At 67.7% G+C, this 18,466-nt stretch carries 15 protein-coding genes; 4 read left to right on the top strand and 11 right to left on the bottom strand.

The genetic code is table 11. The features are described from left to right. Positions 1 to 4 precede the first annotated feature (4 nt). The 5 genes from JWP54_RS04505 to JWP54_RS04485 form a co-directional block, all read right to left on the bottom strand. Complete coding sequence (locus JWP54_RS04505) at positions 5 to 865, bottom strand: carbohydrate ABC transporter permease (RefSeq protein WP_297367884.1); 861 nt, start codon at positions 863 to 865, stop codon at positions 5 to 7. A 4-nt stretch (positions 866 to 869) separates the two neighbouring features. Next, complete coding sequence (locus JWP54_RS04500; RefSeq protein WP_297367863.1) at positions 870 to 1,715, bottom strand: carbohydrate ABC transporter permease; 846 nt, start codon at positions 1,713 to 1,715, stop codon at positions 870 to 872. Positions 1,716 to 1,823: 108 nt separating this feature from the next. Then, the gene (locus tag JWP54_RS04495) at positions 1,824 to 3,185 is read right to left on the bottom strand and encodes an extracellular solute-binding protein (RefSeq protein ID WP_297367860.1); all 1,362 of its coding nucleotides are present in this window, start codon (positions 3,183 to 3,185) and stop codon (positions 1,824 to 1,826) included. 131 nt (positions 3,186 to 3,316) lie between these two features. Then, positions 3,317 to 4,516, bottom strand: a complete 1,200-nt coding sequence (locus JWP54_RS04490) for an ROK family protein (RefSeq protein WP_297367857.1) — start codon at positions 4,514 to 4,516, stop codon at positions 3,317 to 3,319. 264 nt (positions 4,517 to 4,780) lie between these two features. Further along, positions 4,781 to 6,667 carry a phosphoenolpyruvate carboxykinase (GTP) gene (locus tag JWP54_RS04485; RefSeq protein WP_297367854.1) on the bottom strand — a complete coding sequence of 629 codons (1,887 nt, stop codon included), beginning with the start codon at positions 6,665 to 6,667 and terminating at the stop codon, positions 4,781 to 4,783. A 182-nt stretch (positions 6,668 to 6,849) separates the two neighbouring features. On the opposite strand from JWP54_RS04485, the gene JWP54_RS04480 reads away from it, so the two are divergent. Next, the gene (locus JWP54_RS04480; RefSeq protein ID WP_297367850.1) at positions 6,850 to 8,292 is read left to right on the top strand and encodes a helix-turn-helix domain-containing protein; all 1,443 of its coding nucleotides are present in this window, start codon (positions 6,850 to 6,852) and stop codon (positions 8,290 to 8,292) included. A gap of 29 nt (positions 8,293 to 8,321) precedes the next feature. Here JWP54_RS04480 and JWP54_RS04475 read toward each other — a convergent pair whose 3' ends face one another. Then, positions 8,322 to 9,131, bottom strand: a complete 810-nt coding sequence (locus JWP54_RS04475; protein ID WP_297367847.1) for a nucleoside hydrolase — start codon at positions 9,129 to 9,131, stop codon at positions 8,322 to 8,324. A 270-nt stretch (positions 9,132 to 9,401) separates the two neighbouring features. Here JWP54_RS04475 and JWP54_RS04470 point away from each other — a divergent pair, with 270 nt between their 5' ends. From JWP54_RS04470 to JWP54_RS04460, 3 genes are all read left to right on the top strand, one after another. Beyond that, a complete protein-coding gene (locus tag JWP54_RS04470; RefSeq protein WP_297367844.1) occupies positions 9,402 to 10,295 on the top strand; it encodes a DUF808 domain-containing protein in 894 nt (297 codons plus the stop codon). Between the two features lie 121 nt (positions 10,296 to 10,416). After that, positions 10,417 to 11,112 (top strand): GAF and ANTAR domain-containing protein, encoded by a 696-nt coding sequence (locus JWP54_RS04465; RefSeq protein WP_297367841.1) that lies wholly within the window; start codon positions 10,417 to 10,419, stop codon positions 11,110 to 11,112. Next, positions 11,109 to 11,822: a GAF and ANTAR domain-containing protein gene (locus tag JWP54_RS04460; protein WP_297367838.1), complete on the top strand. Its 714-nt coding sequence runs from the start codon at positions 11,109 to 11,111 to the stop codon at positions 11,820 to 11,822. The genes JWP54_RS04465 and JWP54_RS04460 overlap by 4 nt, the downstream gene beginning before the upstream one ends. Positions 11,823 to 11,833: 11 nt before the next feature. Here JWP54_RS04460 and JWP54_RS04455 read toward each other — a convergent pair whose 3' ends face one another. The 5 genes from JWP54_RS04455 to JWP54_RS04435 all read right to left on the bottom strand — a co-directional run bounded on the left by JWP54_RS04455 (position 11,834) and on the right by JWP54_RS04435 (position 18,432). Next, a complete protein-coding gene (locus JWP54_RS04455; RefSeq protein ID WP_297367835.1) occupies positions 11,834 to 12,763 on the bottom strand; it encodes an aldo/keto reductase family oxidoreductase in 930 nt (309 codons plus the stop codon). A 120-nt stretch (positions 12,764 to 12,883) separates the two neighbouring features. Next, the gene (locus tag JWP54_RS04450) at positions 12,884 to 13,924 is read right to left on the bottom strand and encodes a family 43 glycosylhydrolase (protein WP_297367833.1); all 1,041 of its coding nucleotides are present in this window, start codon (positions 13,922 to 13,924) and stop codon (positions 12,884 to 12,886) included. A gap of 35 nt (positions 13,925 to 13,959) precedes the next feature. After that, positions 13,960 to 16,626 (bottom strand): family 78 glycoside hydrolase catalytic domain, encoded by a 2,667-nt coding sequence (locus tag JWP54_RS04445; protein ID WP_297367830.1) that lies wholly within the window; start codon positions 16,624 to 16,626, stop codon positions 13,960 to 13,962. A 6-nt stretch (positions 16,627 to 16,632) separates the two neighbouring features. Further along, complete coding sequence (locus JWP54_RS04440; RefSeq protein ID WP_297367828.1) at positions 16,633 to 17,544, bottom strand: carbohydrate ABC transporter permease; 912 nt, start codon at positions 17,542 to 17,544, stop codon at positions 16,633 to 16,635. 3 nt (positions 17,545 to 17,547) lie between these two features. Next, positions 17,548 to 18,432 carry a carbohydrate ABC transporter permease gene (locus JWP54_RS04435; protein WP_297367825.1) on the bottom strand — a complete coding sequence of 295 codons (885 nt, stop codon included), beginning with the start codon at positions 18,430 to 18,432 and terminating at the stop codon, positions 17,548 to 17,550. Between the last annotated feature and the right edge of the window lie 34 nt (positions 18,433 to 18,466).

Raw genomic sequence — 18,466 nt, 5'->3', positions numbered from 1 at the left:
CTTTCTAACCCTTGATCGCGCCTGACATGGTGAAGGACCCGCCCATGCCGCGGGAAACCAGGACGTAGAGCAGGATCACCGGCACGGAATACAGCACGGAGAACGCCGCGAGCTGTCCGTAGGCGATGGCCCCGTACTGTCCGAAGAAGCTGTAGATACTCACCGCGGCGGGTTGTTTGCTCGGGGAGAGCAGCAACACGAACGGCACGAAGAAGTTGCCCCACGCCTGGATGAACACGAAGATGAACACCACACTGAGCCCGGGCCGCATCAGCGGGACCACGATTCGCCGCAGCGCGTTCATCGCCGACGCCCCATCCACCCAGGCGGCCTCCTCCAGACTCACCGGCACCGAATCCATGAAGTTCTTGGTCATCCAGATCGCCATCGGCAGCGATGTCGCGGCCAGAAAGAAGATCGTCGCCGGGATCGAATCCAGCAGGTTCAGCCGCACGAAGAGGCTGTACACCGGCACCATGATCGCGGTGATGGGCAGGCACGTGCCGAACAGGACGCCGTACATGAACGGCTTGTTGAACCGCATGGCGTATCGGGACAGCGGGTAGGCGGCCAGCACGGAGGCCAGCACCGTGACCACCGCGGCGCCGCCGGAGAGCAACAGGCTGTTCCAGAGCGGCCGGAACGTCAGTTCTGGATTGAAGACGGCCGCGAAGTTGGCCAGGGACAGCTGGTCGGGTATCTGGGTTTGGTAGGTGGCCTTCACGTCGAGGGAGGCCAGAATCAGCCAGGCCAACGGCAGCAGGAAGCACAGCGCGATGACGACGAGCACGACGTTGGCCAGGATCGCGGCGGTTGCCTCCCGCGGCGACGCGACCGAGGTGCGTGTGGAGGTGGTGGCGGTCATCGGCTCAGACCTTCTCTGGGCGGAGCGCCCGAATGTAGACGAGGGAGAACGCCGCCCCGATGAGCAGCATCACCGTCGCGATGGCGGTGCCGTAGCCGATGTCCCCGAACTTGAACGCCTCCTGAAACGCCATGATCGGCAGGGTGGTGCTCTCGTTGCCGGGCCCACCCGCGGTCATCACCCAGATCAGGGTGAACACCGAGAGGGTCTGCAGGGTGATCAGCATCAGGTTGGTGGCGATGCTGTTCTTGATCATCGGAATGGTGATCCAGGTGAGGCGTTTGATTCCGTCGGCGCCGTCGATCATGGCCGCCTCCGTCACCTCCACCGGCACATCGTTCAGGGCCGCCCGGTAGACCATCATCGAGAACGCGGTGCCCCGCCAGGCGTTGGCCAGGATGATCGAGAGCATCGGGAAGCTGTACAGCCAGTTGGGTCCGGTCATCCCCGCCGCGGCCAGCACCTGGTTCAAGGTGCCGTCCTTGCTGAAGTAGGCGTAGGCGACGAACGCGGCCACGATCTCGGGCAGCACCCACGCCGCGACGACGGCGGTGCCGACCACCGCGCTGACCACCGTGCTGGCCCGGTTCATCAGCAGGGCGATTCCCAGGCCCAGGACGTTCTGCCCGATGATCGCGGAGGCCACCACGAACACGAAGGTCAGCCACAGCGAGAGCGGGAAGACCGGGTCCTTGAACAGGGTGAGGTAGTTGTCCAGGCCGACCCACTGGGGGTCCTGGGCGCTGCTGCCGCTGAGGGCAGCGTCGGTGAAGGAACCGTAAAACGACCAAATGACGGGGCCGAGCAGGAAGATCGCCAGCAGCATCACGGCCGGCGCCAGGGGAAGCATCCGTCGCAGGGTGCGGCCCCTGGGCCGTCCCCGGGCGCCGGGGCCCGAAGGCCCCGGCCCGGTCACGGTATCTCGAGGCGGGCGGGAAACAGTGTCGGCTGACATCGATTACTTCGAGGTGACCGTGTCGGCCCCGACGATGCCCTCCACGGCGGTATCGTAGGCGGCCGCCGCCTCTTCCACGCTCATCTGCCCCGTGATGACGGCCTCGGTGGCCGCCTGCACTTCAGCGGAGATCTTGGAGTAGTCGCTCGTCGCCGGCCGGTAGTGGGTCACATCCACCAACTTCGTCACGTCGGCCACGAACGGGTTTGCGGCAAGGTAGGTGTCCTCGCTGGCGACATCCGTACGGACCGCGATCTGGGAGTTGTTGATGGCGTACCAGAGGGCGTTCTCCTGGCTCACGGCCAAGGCGAGGAAGTCGAACGCGAGGTCGGCGTTCGCGGTCTTCGCGCCCACGGCCAGGGTCCAGCCGCCCGACATGCTCACGCCCCCGGGCTCCTCACCATTCTGGGTCGGGAACGCGGCGACGGCCATGTCCTCGGTGTACGCCGGCCATTCGTAGGCGCCCCCGGTCTGCCAGAACGACGGGGTGTATGACCCTTCGACAGTGCCGCCGAGCTTCGCCTGAGGGAACAGCTCGCCGAAGACTTTCTTCCACACATTGGGATCCAGCGCCTCGGAGGGGTCGAGGGCGAGTTTCTCCGCGTAGAGGGTTTCCAAGAACTCGAGCGAGTCCTTGAACCCCTGGGAACCGACCACCCATTTCTGGTCGTCCTCGTTGTAGAGGGTGTCGCCGGTGCCGTAGAGCAGTTCGTAGAAGCTCTGCATCACTGTGCCCTCCCCGGTGCCCTTGCCCGCGTACATGTTGAACGGCACCACGTCGGGCTGGGTGTCCTGGATGGCGCGCGCTGCGGTCAGGACATCGTCCCAGGTCGTCGGCTGCCAGGGCAGCTCGATGCCCGCGGCGGCGAAGACCGGCTTGCTGTACCAGATGGCCCGGGTGTCCGTGCCGAGCGGGACGGCGTAGACGCTGCCGTCATCGCCCATCCCGGCGGCCTTGGCCCCTTCGTTGAACTGGGACCAGTCATCCCACTCGGCGAGCTGGTCGTCGATGTTCAGCAGGTAGCCCGCATCGATGTCGGAGCGCAGCCAGAAGGTGTCCTCGTAGAAGACATCCGGTGCCGTCTCCTCCGACTTCTGCGAGAGGGCGAGCTTGGTGGAGTAGTCGTCGTCGTTGGCCTGGATCGGCTCGAGGTCGACGGTGACGCCCGGATTGGCCTTCTCGAACTCCGGCTTGATCTTGGTGAACAGGGTGTCCAGGGCCGTGAAGGAATCGGTCTTCTGGTACACGATCTTCAGGGATTGACTGTCGCCTCCGCCGTCGTCCCCGGCAGCTGTACAGCCGGAAAGGGCGACCATCGAGGTTGCCGCCACAACGGACAGGGTTAATTTAGCGTTGCGATGCATGGTGCTCCTTTGCTCCAGCTCGTGCCCCCCAAAACGCTGACCGGCGCAGTTACCGGCAGGCGGCATACCGAAATACTAAATCGAATGGATATATTCGACAAGGGCCGGCGGGTACCGTTACCGGCCTGGAACTAGCCGAGCATCAGACGCGCGGCTCGGGGGGCGAGCGCGTGGTCGAGCACCAGGCAGGCGGCCCCGATGGCGCCGACGTCCTCGCCGACGCCCGTGCCGACCACGTCGATGCGGTGGATGCTCCTGGCCACGGTGAAATCGTCGAGGAGGCCGGGGATCCGGCGCAGGTACAGTGCGCTCAGCCGGGTCCAATACGGTCCGCCGAACACCACCCGGTCGACGTCGAGCAGGTTCGTGATCACCGACACCGCCTTCGCGACCCGGCCGGCGGAGCGGTCCAGGATGGCCGCCGCCGCCGCGGAGCCGTCCCCGGCCAGGGTGCACAGCGCCGAAAACCGTTCGTCGGTCTCGTGGGCGTGGGGGTGGATGCTCGATCCGGGCAGGACCCCGGCGCGCTCCGCCTCCAGAACCATGCTCTGCGGGGTGCAGGTCACGGCGATGCACCCTCGGGACCCGCAGCCGCAGAGCGGACCGGAGGGGTCGACGATGACGTGGCCGATCTCACCGGAGTTGTGCGAGCGCCCGCGAACGACCTCGTCTCGAAGCACAAGACCGGCCCCGATTCCGGTGCCGAGGTAGAAGAAGACGAAGCTACCGACGCCGCTTGGGCCGCCGACCCACATCTCCGCCACCGCGGCCGCGGTGACGTCCTTGTCCACGAACACCGTCAGACCCGTCGCCCGGGCCAGGGCATCCCGCAGCGGAACCAGGTGCCAACCGAGAAGGTGCGGCGGATCGATCACGGTCCCCCGGTCGAAATCGATCGGTCCCGGCGTCGCGACGCCGAGCCCGGCGATCTTCGCTCGGTCCACCCCCGACCCGAGGATCAGTTCCTCGATCTCCTCGGAGATGTGGCTGATGAGCAGATCCGGGTCGCTGACCGCCGGTGTCGCGCGGCACGAGCGGTGCACAACGGCACCGGTCAGATCGAGAACGGCGAAGGTCATGACCGCCGGGTCGAGGTGCACTCCCACGGTGAAGACCCCGCCGGGATTGAGCTTCAAGAGTGTGCGCGGCTTGCCGGGCCCGATGCCCGCCTTGCCTGCCTCGACCACCATGTCCCGGTCGAGCAATCGGCGGCAGATGTTCGAGATGGTCTGCGCCGACAGGCCGGTGGTGTGCCCCAATTCCACCCGGCTGAGCCCGCTGGCCGAGCGTCGAATAGCGTCGAGGACCACGGCGGTGTTGAAATCGCCCATCCGCGGCAGATTGGTGCCGCGCCGCGCTCCCGGTTCGCCTGCTGGAACCACGGATTCACCTCATCGCTCGCCTCGGGATGACTGAATCCTATTCCGTCGTGTCGACTGCCGCGCCGCTTCGCGGGCGGGGCGCCTCCGCCGAGGGAGCGTGCGCGCGCTGCGCGGGTGCCGCGCCACTTCGCGGGTGGCGCGCCACCCGCGTAACGGCGCACGACCCGCGCGACGGGATGCGCGGGTGCGGCGCCGCTACGCGGGCGGACAGCGCTAGTCGGCGAGGTGGTAGCGCAGGCTGGCGAGCTCGGCGCGGAGGGCCGGCGGCACCCGGGTGCCGAATCGGGCGAAGAGCTCCTCGGTGAGGTCGCACTCGGCCAGCCAGGAGGCCGGGTCGATGCGGAACAGTTGCTCGAGGGCGTCCTCGCCCACGTCGAGGCCGGCCACGTTGAGGCCGCCCGCCACCGGCATCCGCCCGATCGGGGTGTCGACGGCGGCAGCCGACCCTTCGACCCGGCGGATGATCCACTCGAGCACGCGGGAATTCTCGCCGAAGCCGGGCCAGAGGAAGCTGCCGTCCTCGCCCTTGCGGAACCAGTTGACCTGGAAGATCGCGGGCGCCTTGGTGCCCAGGTCCTTGCCGACGCGGAGCCAGTGCGCCCAGTAGTCCGCCATGTTGTAGCCGCAGAACGGCAGCATCGCGAACGGGTCCCGGCGCAGCTCCCCCACGGTGCCCTCGGCGGCGGCGGTCTTCTCCGAGGAGATGGTGGCGCCCATGAACACGCCGTGCTTCCAGCTGCGGGCCTCGGCCACCAGCGGCACATTGGTGGCACGGCGGCCGCCGAACAGGATGGCGTCGATCGGCACCCCGCCGACGTCTTCCCAGCTGGCGGCGATCGACGGGCACTGCGCCGCCGGCACGGTGAACCGGGAGTTGGGGTGCGCGGCGGGCCGGCCGCTGTCGGGGGTCCAGGAATTGCCCTCCCAATCGGTGAGGTGCGCCGGCGGGGTGTCGGTCAGGCCCTCCCACCAGACGTCGCCGTCGTCGCGCAGGGCGACGTTGGTGAAGATGGTGTTGCCCCACACCGTCTGCACGGCGGTGGGGTTGGTGGTCTCGCCGGTGCCGGGGGCGACGCCGAAGAACCCTGCCTCGGGGTTGATCGCCCACAGCCGGCCGTCGTCGCCGGGCCGGAGCCAGGCGATGTCGTCGCCGATGGTCTCCACGCTCCAGCCGGGGATGGTGGGCTGCAGCATCGACAGGTTGGTCTTGCCGCAGGCCGAGGGGAACGCGGCCGCCACGTGGTACGTGCCGCCCTCCGGCGAGGTGACCTTGATCAGCAGCATGTGCTCGGCCAGCCAGCCCTCGTCCCGGGCCATCACCGAGGCGATCCGCAGCGCGAACGACTTCTTGGACAGCAGGGCGTTGCCGCCGTAGCCGGAGCCGAACGACCAGACCTCGCGGTCCTCGGGGAACTGCACGATGTACTTGGTGTCGTTGCTGGGCCAGGTGACATCCGGCCGGCGGACGCCCTGTCCGTCGACGAGCGGGAAGCCCACGCTGTGCACGGTGCGCACCCACGGGGTGCCGGCCTCGATCAGCTTGAGGACGGCGGTTCCCATCCGGGTCATGATGCCCATGTTCAGCACGACGTAGGGCGAGTCGGTGAGCTCGACGCCGAGCTGGGAAATCGGGCCGCCGAGCGGGCCCATCGAGAACGGCACCACGTAGAGCGTGCGGCCGCGCATGCTGCCGGCGAAGACCTCGTCGAGCTCGCCGCGCATCTGTGCGGGCTCGGCCCAGTTGTTGGTGGGGCCGGCGTCATCGCGGGAGGTGGAGCAGATGAAGGTACGGTCTTCGACCCGGGCCACGTCGGACGGGCTGGTGCGGGCAAGGTAGCTGCCCGGCCGCCATTCCGGGTTGAGCCGGATCAGTTTGCCCTCGGTGACGAGCTGCTTGGCCAGCCGGTCGGCCTCCTGGGCGGTGCCGGTGCACCACACCACGGCGTCGGGCTTGGTGAGGCGGGCGATCTCGTCGACCCAGGCCTGGAGGGCGGGGTCGGTGGACCCGGTGGGCGCACCGTACCCGGTGGGGACCGTCGTGGCGGCGGCGTGGGCGCCGGTGGAGCGGGTGGCGCGGCGAACGGGGTGGGTGACGGTCATTGTCTGGCCTTCCTCGGGATGCGGTCTGCACTGGCGAAAATACTCCCGGCGGCGGACCGCGGGCTGAGATGTGGCTCCAGGAGCGCTAATTTCGCCCTGTGCATTAAGAATGCGCCCCGGATCCGCGCCCTATCCCAAAAAATGGCCGTTAAGAATCACTGTTCTTTACGTATGCTTAAGGAATGCCAACGCCGGCCTCAGACCTGGTCACCCTCGGTCATCGCATCCGTCATTTTCGCAGCGAGCGTGCGCTCACTCTCGACCAGCTGGGCGAGCGGGTGGGCCTGGCGGCCAGCCAGCTCTCGCTGATCGAGAACGGCCGGCGCGAGCCGAAGCTCTCCACCCTGCAGCAGCTGGCGCAGGCCCTGGGGGTGCCGCTGGCCGAGCTGCTCAGCGGCGAAGCGCCCAACACCCGCGCAGCCCTGGAGATCGAGCTGGCCCGGGCGCAGAAGAACCCGCTCTACGGGGCGCTCGGCCTGCCCCAGGTGAAGGTCACCAAGGGCACCCCGCTGCCCGCGATCGAGTCCCTCGTCGGTTTGCACCGGGAGCTCGCCCGCCGTGCCAGCGAGGCCATCGCCACACCCGAGGAGGCCCGCCGGGCCAACACCGAGTTGCGCGAGCGGATGCGCGAGCGCGGCAACTACGTGCCCGACATCGAGAAGCTCGCCGAGGAGCGGGTGCGGGCATCCGGCCACGTGTCGGGCGCGCTCACCCACCGCGAGGTGAGCGTGATGGCCGAGCAGCTCGGCTTCACCCTGATCTACGTGAACGACCTGCCGCACTCCACCCGGTCCGTGACCGATTTGGCCAACCACCGCATCTACCTGCCGCCGGCGTCGATCCCCGGCGGGCACGGATTGCGGTCGATGGCGCTGCAGGCGATGGGGCACCGGCTGCTCGGGCACGAACGGCCCGGCAGTTACGCCGAGTTCCTCTGGCAGCGGTTGGAGATCAACTACTTCGCGGCCTGCTGCCTGATGCCGCTGGAGGCGACCCGGACGTTCCTGCAGACCGCCAAGCGGGAACGGGTGCTGTCGGTGGAAGACCTGCGCGACGCGTTCGGGGTCACCCACGAGGCGGCGGCGCTGCGACTGACCAACCTCGCCACGGAGCACCTGGACATGACCGTGCACTTCCTGCGCGTCTCCGGCGACGGCGCCCTGCAGAAGGGCTACGAGAACGACGGCCTGCCGCTGCCGGCCGACGTGACCGGGTCGATCGAGGGCCAGCTGGTCTGCAAGCAGTGGAGCGCCCGCAGCGCGTTCACCCACACCAACCGCACCACCGAGTTCTACCAGTACACCGATACCCCGGCAGGTACCTTCTGGTGCGCCACCCAGACCGGCAGCACAGCGGATGGCGAGTTCTCGATCAGTGTCGGCGCTCCGTTCGCGGAGGCCAAGTGGTTCCGCGGCCGGGAGACCACCCAGCGGGCGGTGTCCCGCTGCCCCGACGAATCCTGCTGCCGTCGGCCGTCCGGCGCGGTCGCAGCCCGCTGGAATGACAAGGCCTGGCCGAGCGCCCGGCTGCACGCGCACGTGCTCTCCCCGTTGCCCAGCGGCACCTTCCCCGGGGTCGACGACACCGAGGTGTACGAGTTCCTCGAGGCGCACGCCGACCAGTAGGCCGACCGAGTATCGGCTGCCCGGACGCGTCAGGGCTTGGCAGAGCCGTCCACTCCAGCGAGCAGTGCGAAGAAGTCACCGAGCACAAGCCTCGTGTCGAGGTTGCTGTAGACGGTCCTGGTGGGTTCACCGTCGATCGGTGTGAGCGATGCGCCGGGATCATCAATCGCTGTCGCCACGAGCGGGGCGCTGTCGCCGAGGCACCACATCGGGCCGAGTTGAACGCTGTCCGGCAGATCCAGCACCTCGAATACATTCCACAGCCAGCGCCCGACGGTTCCCGACCTGCGCAGCGATAGACGCAGCTCCGCGATGGAGATCGCCAACCGGCGATAGGTCTCGACCGGGACCTGCCGGATGTGCAGGCCAGGGTGGGCCAGGACGAAACGCGCGGCCTCGCTATCGGTCTGCTCGTTATATTCCCACTCCCCAGACAACGAGCCGCCGACCCACACCGGGGTGAACCGCTCGGCGATACCAGCATCGAGGGAGAGGGCATCTGCGATGTTGGTGAGGGGGCCCGCGCAGACGACGAACAGCGGAAGTTCATCTTCCGACCGCGCAACATCCACTATGGCGCCGGCGGCACGGGATGCACGGCCCCGACCTCCGAAACGGGTGTCGGGGCCGGCCGCAATCGGTACAGAGGCGTGCCCGAGCGAGTGCAACAGCTCTGCTGCGAGGGCCGCACCTCGCTCGGCTTCCCCCGTCGGATCACCGAACATCGGGCTGGTCAGTGAACTCGTGACCGCGACGATCCGGTTCGTCGGCACCAGGGCGTGGTGCGCCAGGGCAACGAGACCGTCGGGATCGCCTGCCCAGTCGTTGTCGACGAGCACCCGGCATCGCTGTGCGACGTGAATCATGTGGTCCTCCTGAGCGGGACGACGCTGTCCTCGATGGACGACATCTCGGAAACGTCACGCGTTCGGACGTAATCCCACGTCAACGATGCGTCACAGTCGTTGCCGCGACGATCCTGTATTCCATTGGATGGGAGGCTGGTCAAGCTCGGGAACGATCCCGGCGGCTGCTGCCGCACGGTATTCTGGAACACCATTGCCGTCGCCCTGCCCCTGGCCGACGGCCCCTGATCCGAGGAGAACCAGATGTCGGTCGGCTTGCTCGCCGTAGTCGATGACATTCTTACCGCTGCCCTCAAGGCGAGCGCTAAGACCGCCGGCGTTGTCATCGACGACGCGGCCGTCACCCCGCAGTACGTCCAGGGGCTCTCCCCGGCGCGCGAACTCTACGTGGTCTGGCGGATCGCGCTGGGCAGCATGTTCAACAAGTTCATCATCATCATCCCGCTCGCCTTGCTCCTGTCCGCATTCGCGCCCTGGGTGTTGCCCTTCCTGCTGATCCTCGGCGGCACCTACCTGTGCTTCGAGGGTGCGGAGAAGGTCACCGAATGGTTCGGCGTGCACCACGCCGCCGACGAGACCGAGGCCAGGGACGAGGGGAGGCTCATCTTCGGCGCCATCCGCACCGACCTCATCCTCAGCACCGAGATCATGCTGATCGCGCTGGCGAGCCTCGATCCCGACTTCGGCATCTGGATGACGCTCGGCGCCCTGGTCGTCATCGGCCTCGGCATGACCGCGCTGGTCTACGGCGCGGTCGCGCTGCTGGTCAAGATCGACGATATGGGACTGGCCCTGATGAAGAACCCGGCGCGGCGCATCCGGCGCACCGGCGCCCGGATCGTGCGGTCGATGCCCGCCGTGTTCCGGCTGATCGGCATCATCGGCACGGTCGCCATGCTGTGGGTGGGCGGCCACCTGGTCATCGCGAACCTGGCCGAGACGTTCTGGCACGGCCCGTACGAGCTGCTGCACACCGTGACGCACGCGGTCGAAGCGGCCGGGCCCGTCGTCGTCTGGGTCGCCGACACGGCGATGTCCGCCGTGATCGGTCTCGTTCTGGGCCTGATCATCGTCGGAGTCGTGCTCGGGATCTCGCGCCTCCGGGGGCGCAACCAGCCGGGCGCCGCCGCGCACTGACGTCGGGCCCGTCGGCGCGGATGACGCCGCGAACAAACACCATTCTCTGATTGTCAAGTTCTTGGATCGTCTCTTTTCGACGAGTACTCTGGCGAAAAAAGGAACGAGATGAGGTGGAGCGATGACGGCCGACCCCTTCCAAACAGCATCCGATGTCCTCTCCGAGGCCGGCGGGAGAATCGACGAGTTGGCTCGCCCGTTCGTGCGGTTCCTTCCGGTCAGCGGCGCCTCGATTTCGACCTTCGGCTCGCTCCTGGGTGCCGAGACGATCTCCGCCACGGATGCTCGGGCCGGGCGGGTGGACGAACTGCAGTTGGACCTCGGTGAGGGCCCGTGCTGGGACGCCCTGATCACCAGGGCGCCCGTGCTCGAGCCCGACTTCGCGTCCAGCGAAACCTGGCCGGCCTTCTCGGACGGGATCCGCGAGGAGAACATCGCGGCGATCTTCGCGTTCCCGCTCATGTTCGGGCCGTTGGAGATCGGTGCCGTGGACCTGTACTCCAGCACTCCCATGCAACTCACCGACCTGCAACAGAAGCAGTCCATGGCCCTGTCCGCGATCGTCAGCCGGATCCTGCTGCGGCACGCCGTCAGCGGCGGCGAACCCGGCGAGACGACGACATTCTCGCGCCGGCTGATCCATCAGGCGACGGGCATGGTTCTCGCCCAGCTCGGGACCAAGGCGGACGACGCGTACCTGATCATCCAGGCCAGGGCGTTCGCCGACAATCGCCCGATGCGGGACGTCGCGGAAGACATCATTGAACGCCGCATCCGGTTCGGCACCCTCAGGGAGACCGGCGAGGAGACGCCGTGATCGAGACGACGCGCACCGAAGCACTCTTCGACGCCTTCACCACTTTGGCGGACACTCTCGTGGCCGGTTACGACGTGCTGGAACTCCTGCAGTCGCTCGTGGAGTACTGTCACGACCTGCTCGACGTCGACTCCGCCGGGATCCTGCTGGCGAATCCGGACGGCGACCTGGAGGTCGTCGCCTCCACCAGCGAGGCGAACGCCCTGGTGGAGATCATGCAGCTGGACGCGGACGCGGGGCCCTGCCTGGAGTCCTTCCGCGCCCGCGCCGTGGTGTCCGTGCCCGACATCGGCGTGGACTCCGAGCGCTGGCCCGACTTCACCTCCACTGCCAGGACCCGGGGCATCCACTCCGTGTACGCTATCCCGTTGCGCCTGCGCCGGAGCACCATCGGCACCCTGGACCTGATGCGCAACGAGCGCGGCGAGATCGACCCGTTCGACGTCCGGGCCGCGCAGGCCCTGGCGGATGTGGCGACGATCGGGATCCTGCAGGAGCGCACCATCCGGGACGCCTCGACGATCCGCGACCAACTGCAGCAGGCGCTCTCCACGCGCATCATCATCGAGCAGGCCACGGGGGTCGTCGCGGAGACCGAAAAGCTCTCCATGGATGAGGCCTTCGCCTGTATCCGCGGGCATGCCCGCGCCCGTCAGACACCGCTGAGCATGGTCGCCCGGCAGCTTGTCTCCGGTGAGATCCGGTTGTAGCGCCACCAGGGCTAGGGAACGATGTGCCCGGCGGCGCGGAACAGCTCGTACCATTCCGGCCGGGTGAGCACCAGATCCGAGCCCAGCGCGGCCGCGGCGACCCGCTCGGGGCTGGTGGTGCCCAGCACCACCTGCATCTGCGCCGGGTGCCGGGTGATCCAGGCCGTGGCAATGGCGATGGTGGGCACGTCGTAGGCGGCGGCGAGCCGGTCGAGAACGGCGTTGAGTTCGGGGTGCTCCGGCGAGCCGAGGAACACCCCGGTGAAGAAGCCGGCCTGGAACGGCGACCAGGCCTGGATGGTGATGTCGTGCAGCCGGCAGTAATCCACGATCCCGCCGCCGTCGAGGGTGATCGACTGCGGCTCTGCGACCATGTTGGCCGCGATTCCCTGCGCGATGATCGGCGAGTGGGTGATCGAGAGCTGCAGCTGGTTGGCCACGATCGGCTGCCGCACCGACGTGCGCAGCAGGTCGATCTGGCGCGGCGTGTGGTTGGAGACGCCGAAGGCGCGCACCTTGCCGGCGGCCTCCAGGTCGTCGAACGCACGGGCGACTTCGTCGGGCTCGACGAGCGCGTCGGCACGGTGCAGCAGCAGGATGTCGATGCGGTCCGTCTGCAACGCGGTCAGGGACCCCTCCACGGACGCCAGGATGTGCTCGTAGGAGAAGTCGAAGTAGCCCTCGCGAATCCCGGTCTTGGTCTGGATGGTGATCTCGTCCCGCTGGGACGAGGTCAGTTGCAGCGCCTCGGCGAAGCGGCGTTCGCAGCCGTGCCGTTCGTTGCCATAGACGTCGGCGTGGTCGACGAAGTCGATGCCCGCGTCGCGGGCGGTGCGCACCAGCTCCCGGACCTCATCGTCGGATTTCTCGGCGATCCGCATCAGGCCGAGCAGGACGTTCGGGGCGACGATATCGGTGCCGGGCATGGTGAAGGTCTTCACGGGGCGGGTCCTTTCCGGACGGGTGGGGTACGTCATTCACCGTACTTCAGGCGCGCTCGAGAAGTACAACACGCATCGACGATGCGATTCAGAAGCGCCGTAGTTCAATAAGCGGGTGGGTCAGGCGTGGTCCTCGATGCGCCATTCGTCATGCCAATCGATGAACACGTCGTCACCGTCGAACCGGATCGGCAACCAGACATAGTCGGCGATGGATGTGTCAGGGTCGGGCAGGTCGATCGCGCCCCACTCGCTGTGGTCCGTGCCGGGGCGGAACATCTTCTCGAACAGGGCGGGGATGTCGGGCAGGTCCGCCGGCGGGTCCACCATCCAGCGGTCGCCGAGGGCGATGTAGAGGTCCTTCTTGGTGGGGTGCTTGAAGATCGACGACAGCTGCGAGCGGTAGGAGGTATTCGACTCATCAGCGGGATGCGGGTTGCCGATCACCGTCCAGGGACCGTGGTAGCTGTCGGCGACGGCCGACTCCGACTGGTTGGGGAAGTACCCGGTGGTGCCGGAGGTGATGAGGTAGTGCCGCTGGTTGCGGAGGAAGTAGGCCGGCGCCTCCCGGACGAACGGGGGTTGGCGGCGCGGGAAGTGCGTCGAATAGTAGCCGGTGACATCCGTGTAGTCGTCGGTCAGGTCGGCGCAGATCAGCTCGCTGTGCACGCGTTCGAAGTAGTAGTACGCCTTGCCGTCGGACGGGTCGACGACGAGGTCGAAGTCGCCGGCGTTCATGCCCAGCGGCCGGATGCCGCTACGCACGAGCTCGTACGGGCCGAGGATGTCGTCGGCGGTGAAGACGCTCGACATCTGCTCAATGTTGCTTTGCATCACCTTGACCCAGCAGACGTACTTGCCGGTGCGCGCGTTGTGGATGATGTGCGGCCGGTCGGCGAGCTGGGCGGGGTGTAGCGGGTTCTCCGGGTCCTCGGGCACCGGCGGGATGATCAGCCCCCGGTCCTCCCAGTTGTACAGGTCGGTGGAGGAGTAACAGCGCATCCCCCAGTGCCAGACGCCGTTGCCGGGCTGGGTGCGTTCCTTGTTCTCCCCGTACCAGTAGAAGACGCCGTCGACGGCGAGGATCGAGCCACCGTGGGCGTGGATCCGTTCGCCGTTGGTGTCCAGCCACGGCTGGCCGGGGCGGATGGAGTGCTGCATTGCTGGTCCTTTTCCGGATGCTGTCATCGACATCTCTACCACCGGCTGTACGGCGGCTTGGCCGGGTCGTCGGCCGGGGCCCGGAACGTCGTGGTGAACGAGTGCGCGCCCGCGCCGACCTCGTGCACGTCGCCGCCGCCGGGCAGCACCACCGTGGCGGTGGAGCCGGGCGGCACGACGACCTCGAGGGTGAAGGTGCCGCCGTCCCGGTGCCACCGGGAGGAGGCCGTGCCGTACGGGGTCTGGTGCCGGGCCGACGCGTGCGTGAGTCCGCCGCCGGGCTGCGGGGCGATCCGCAAGCGGGCGAAGCCCGGTTCCGCGGAGTCGAGCCCCGCCACGACGCGATGCATGAAGTCGGCGACCGCGCCCAGGGCGTAGTGGTTGAACGAGGTCATGTCCCCCGGATTCACGGACCCGTCGGGAAGCATGCTGTCCCAGCGCTCCCAGATGGTGGTCGCCCCCATACTCACGGGGTAGAGCCAGGACGGCAGTTCGTCCTGCAGGAGCAGGTGGTAGGCGGCGTCGATCCCGCCGGCCCGCACGAGCGCGTCGCAGATGATGGGCGTGCCCACGAAACCGGTGCTGATGTGGAAGTCCGCCGATTTGACGAGGTGCAGCAAACGCTCCCCCGCCCGAGCGACCTGCGTCTCGGTGGCGAACAGTTCGAACACGATGGCGACGGCGATGGCGGTGACGGTGTCGCTGACCACCCGCCCGTTCGGCGCGATGTACTCGGCCTGGAACGCCGCGGTGGCGCGCTCGGCGACCGTGCGGTAGTGCGCAGCGTCGGCATCCTTGCCCAGGATCGCCGCGGTCTCGGCCAGGAGCCGGGCGGTGCGCACGTGGTACGCCGTGGCGACGAGGTATTTGTCGGTGCGGGAGTCGCCCGGGCTCTCCGGCGGCGCGGTCGGGTCGAGCCAGTCGCCGAGCTGGAAGCCCGTGTTCCACAGTCCGGTGTGGCCGGTCAGATCGTCGACGAGGTCCACCCAGCCGCGCATGCTGGCGTACTGGTCGGCGAGGATGCGGGTGTCACCGTCGTGCCGGTACATCTCCCACGGCACGATGACCGCGGCATCGCCCCACGCGGCGGTGGGGAAGTTGGGAAAACCACAATCGACCCACGGCACGAAATTGGGCACGTGCCCCTCGTCGACCTGTTCGTAGGCCACGTCGCGAAGCCAGCCGGTGAGGGTACCGTGCACACCGAACAGGCGCAGCGCCGTGGGCGCGAAGACCTGGATGTCGCCTGTCCAGCCGAGCCGTTCGTCCCGCTGGGGGCAGTCGGTCGGCAGGTCGACGAAGTTGTCCCGCATGCTCCACACCACGTTCTCGTGCAGGCGGTTCAGGCCCGGGTGCGAGCTGTCGAACCAGCCGGTGCGCTCCATGTCGGTGTGCACGACGAGGGCCTCCACATCGACGGTCTCGATGCCGCCGGGCCAGTTCTCGACCTCCGCGTACCGGAAGCCGTGCAGGGTGAACCGCGGGGTCCACTCTTCGAGGCCGTCCCCGGCGAGGGTGTACCGGTCCACGGACACCGCAGAGCGGAGCGGCCGGACGCCGAGCAGGCCGTCTTCGAGGACCTCGGCGTGGTGCAACGTCACCACGTGCCCCGCGTCGCCGGCGACCCGGATGCGGAGCTTGCCGGCGATGTTCTGGCCGAAGTCCAGCCGGATGCGGTTGCCCGCGACGGCCTCGACGCTGACCGGCGTCAGGACCTCGGTCACCCGCACGGCTGGGCCGGTCGGCGGTTCAAGCTGGGCCGGGAAGGCGGCCAGCTCGAGCCGGGTGGGCGCGGTCCACCCGGTGGCGTCGAAGCCGGCCTCGCTCCACCCGGCGGGCAGCAGCCGGGCGTCGTAGGCCTCCCCCTCGTAGAGGCCCACCTCGGTGATCGGCGAGTCGCTCGACCGCCAGGAGTCCGTCAGGGGCACGGACACCACGGTACCGTCGAGGAGGGTGAGCTCCAGCTGCAGCAGCACGGAGGCATCCTGCCCGTAGAGGTCCCAGAGGCCACCCTCGAACCCGATCCGGCCCCGGTACCAGCCGTCGGCCAGCCAGACCCCGATGGCGTTCCGGCCGGAGCGGATCGCATCCGTCACGTCGTAGGTCTGGTAACGCAGGCGATGGCTGTAGCTGGTCCAGCCCGGGGAGAGGAGATCGTCGGAGACGCACCGGCCGTTGAGCGCGAGTTCGTAGACGCCGTGGGCCGTGGAGTAGATCCGCGCCCGCTGCACCGCGCCGGGGGTGATGCCGAGGTCGGCGGCATCCCATTCCGCGCGGAGCAGGTACCCCTTCCGGAGGGTTCCCTGTGGTTCCGCGGTCGACGGGGCGACGAACGGGACCGCCCAGTCGGTGCGTTCGAGCAGCCCGGCCTCGATCGGAAGCGGTGCGCTCCAGGCGGCGGGCGTGCCGGCGTCACTGCGCGGGCGGAGCCGTAGGGTCACCGCTTCACGGGAGGCCAGCGGGGCGAACGGCCAGTCGAGAAGGCGGTTCGGTGCGCCCGCTTCGGTGTGCTGCTGGGTGCTGCCGTCCGCGCGGGTGAGCTCAAGGTCGATCGACTCGATCGGCTCAAGGCTCGCTGTCGTCCAGGAGACGCGTGGCCGGCTCTCGCCGATGCCGAGGGTGGACCCGCCCCGGCGGTTCTCCAGCCAGATCTCGCTGATGGCGGTCGTGGTGCCTGTTGTGATGTCTGTTGTGGTGCTCATGTGTCGTTATCCCTTGACCGATCCGGCGGTGAGGCCCTTCATGACCTGTTGGTTCAGGAAGAGGTAGATGAAAAGTGTTCCCAGCACGTTGACCGCGATCGCGGCGAACGTCGGCCCGTATTGCACGGCGCCGTACTGGCCGGTGAAGTTCAGCAGCCCGACCTGGATGGTGCGGAGGGCATCGCTGTTGGTGAACGTCAGCGCGATGAGCAGGTCGTTCCAGAGGAAGAAGAACTGCACCAGGCCGACGGTGAAAATCGCGTTCTTCACCAGCGGCAGCCCGACCGCCCAGAAGGAGCGGAGGATGCGTGCACCATCCAGCGTGGACGCTTCGAAGATTTCGCGCGGTACCGACCGGAAGAAGGTCGCCATCATGAAGACGGTCAGCGGCAGCCCGGTGGCGATGTAGGTGAGGATCATCGGCCAGTAGCTGCCGGTCAGGCCGGTGCGGAAGTAGATCGTGAACAGCGGCAGGATGCTCATCTGGGTGGGCACCATGATGCCGGCCAGGAAGAGCAGCAGGACGGTGCCGCGGCCCTTCCACACCATCACCTCGAGCGCGAACCCGGCCGCCACGCCGACGATCAGGATGACCGCGAGGGACGGGAACACCACGATGATGCTGTTGAGGATGTACGTGCCGAAGCCACTGTCGAAGACCGAGACGTAGTTGTCGAGCGACCAGGACTGCGGAAGCGTCCAGAACGGCTCATTGAGGAACTCGTTCTGCGTCTTGAAGGAGCCGAGGAACATCCAGAGCATCGGGTAGACCACGATGACCAGGAGGATCGCCAGGAACACCCGGATCGGCAGGCGGGAGAAGAATTGGCGGGGCGTGGTCCTCCGGTTGCGTGGCACGGTGCTGCGGCCCTGGCGTCGCGTCGCAGCGCTCGGGACGGAAATGGTCTGCGTGGTCATGGGTCAGCCCTTCGTGACGTCGCGGCGCGTGGACCGGAAGATGAAGATGGTGAAGATCAGGCAGAGGATCGTCAGCATCAGGGCGATCGTGCTGCCGTAGCCGTATTGCCCGTAGGTGAACGAGGTCTGGAACATGTAGACCGTCAGCGGGGTCGTGGCGTTGCCCGGGCCGCCGTTGGTCAGGGCGACGACGCTGTCGAAGACCTTGAGGGTGCCGTTGATGCTGAAGATCAGCGACGACAGCAGCACCGGGAGCGAGAGCGGCAGCACGATGGTGCGGATGAGCTTCCAGCCGCCGGCACCGTCGAGGCGGGCGGACTCGAGCATCTCCTCGGGGATGTCGAGCAGGCCGGCGTAGAGCAGGACGCCGTAGAAACCCATCGACTGCCACAGGCCCATCAGCAGCAGGATCCAGAACGACGCATCCGGCGTGCCGAACCAGTCGATCGATTCAATGCCGAAGAGGCCCAGGAACGAGTTGACCGGCCCGGTGGTCGGGGCGGCCTCGAATAGTCGCTGGAACAGCAGCGCGACGGCCACGGTCGGCAGCACGATCGGAAAGAAGATGATGGTGCGGATCGCCGACGACGACCTCTTCAACCAGAAGACGTAGAGCGGGGAGAGCCCGAAGCCGGCGCCGACCTGGAGCACGGTCATCACGATCGCGAACCGGACGGTGAACCAGATGACGCTCCAGGCCGCGGGGTCCTGGAAGAACTTGATGAAGTTGCCGAAGCCGTTGAAGGTGAAGCCGACGATCGGGTTGCCGTCCAGGACCGTGTAGCCGAGTGACCAGACGATTGGGACGAGCATGATGAGCGAGTAGACCACGAGGGCCGGCCCGAGAAGGATCAGGATGGCGCGCTTGTCGCCGAGGACTCTTTCCATGGTTCTTTCCGTCTGTTGGCTGCCGGGGCAGCGG

The sequence above is a fragment of the Cryobacterium sp. genome, assembly GCF_025463825.1.
In the GTDB taxonomy this organism is placed as follows: Bacteria; Actinomycetota; Actinomycetes; order Actinomycetales; family Microbacteriaceae; genus Cryobacterium.
The sequence above is the reverse complement of the archived record's forward strand: the minus strand, read 5'-3'. Positions and strand labels throughout refer to the sequence as shown.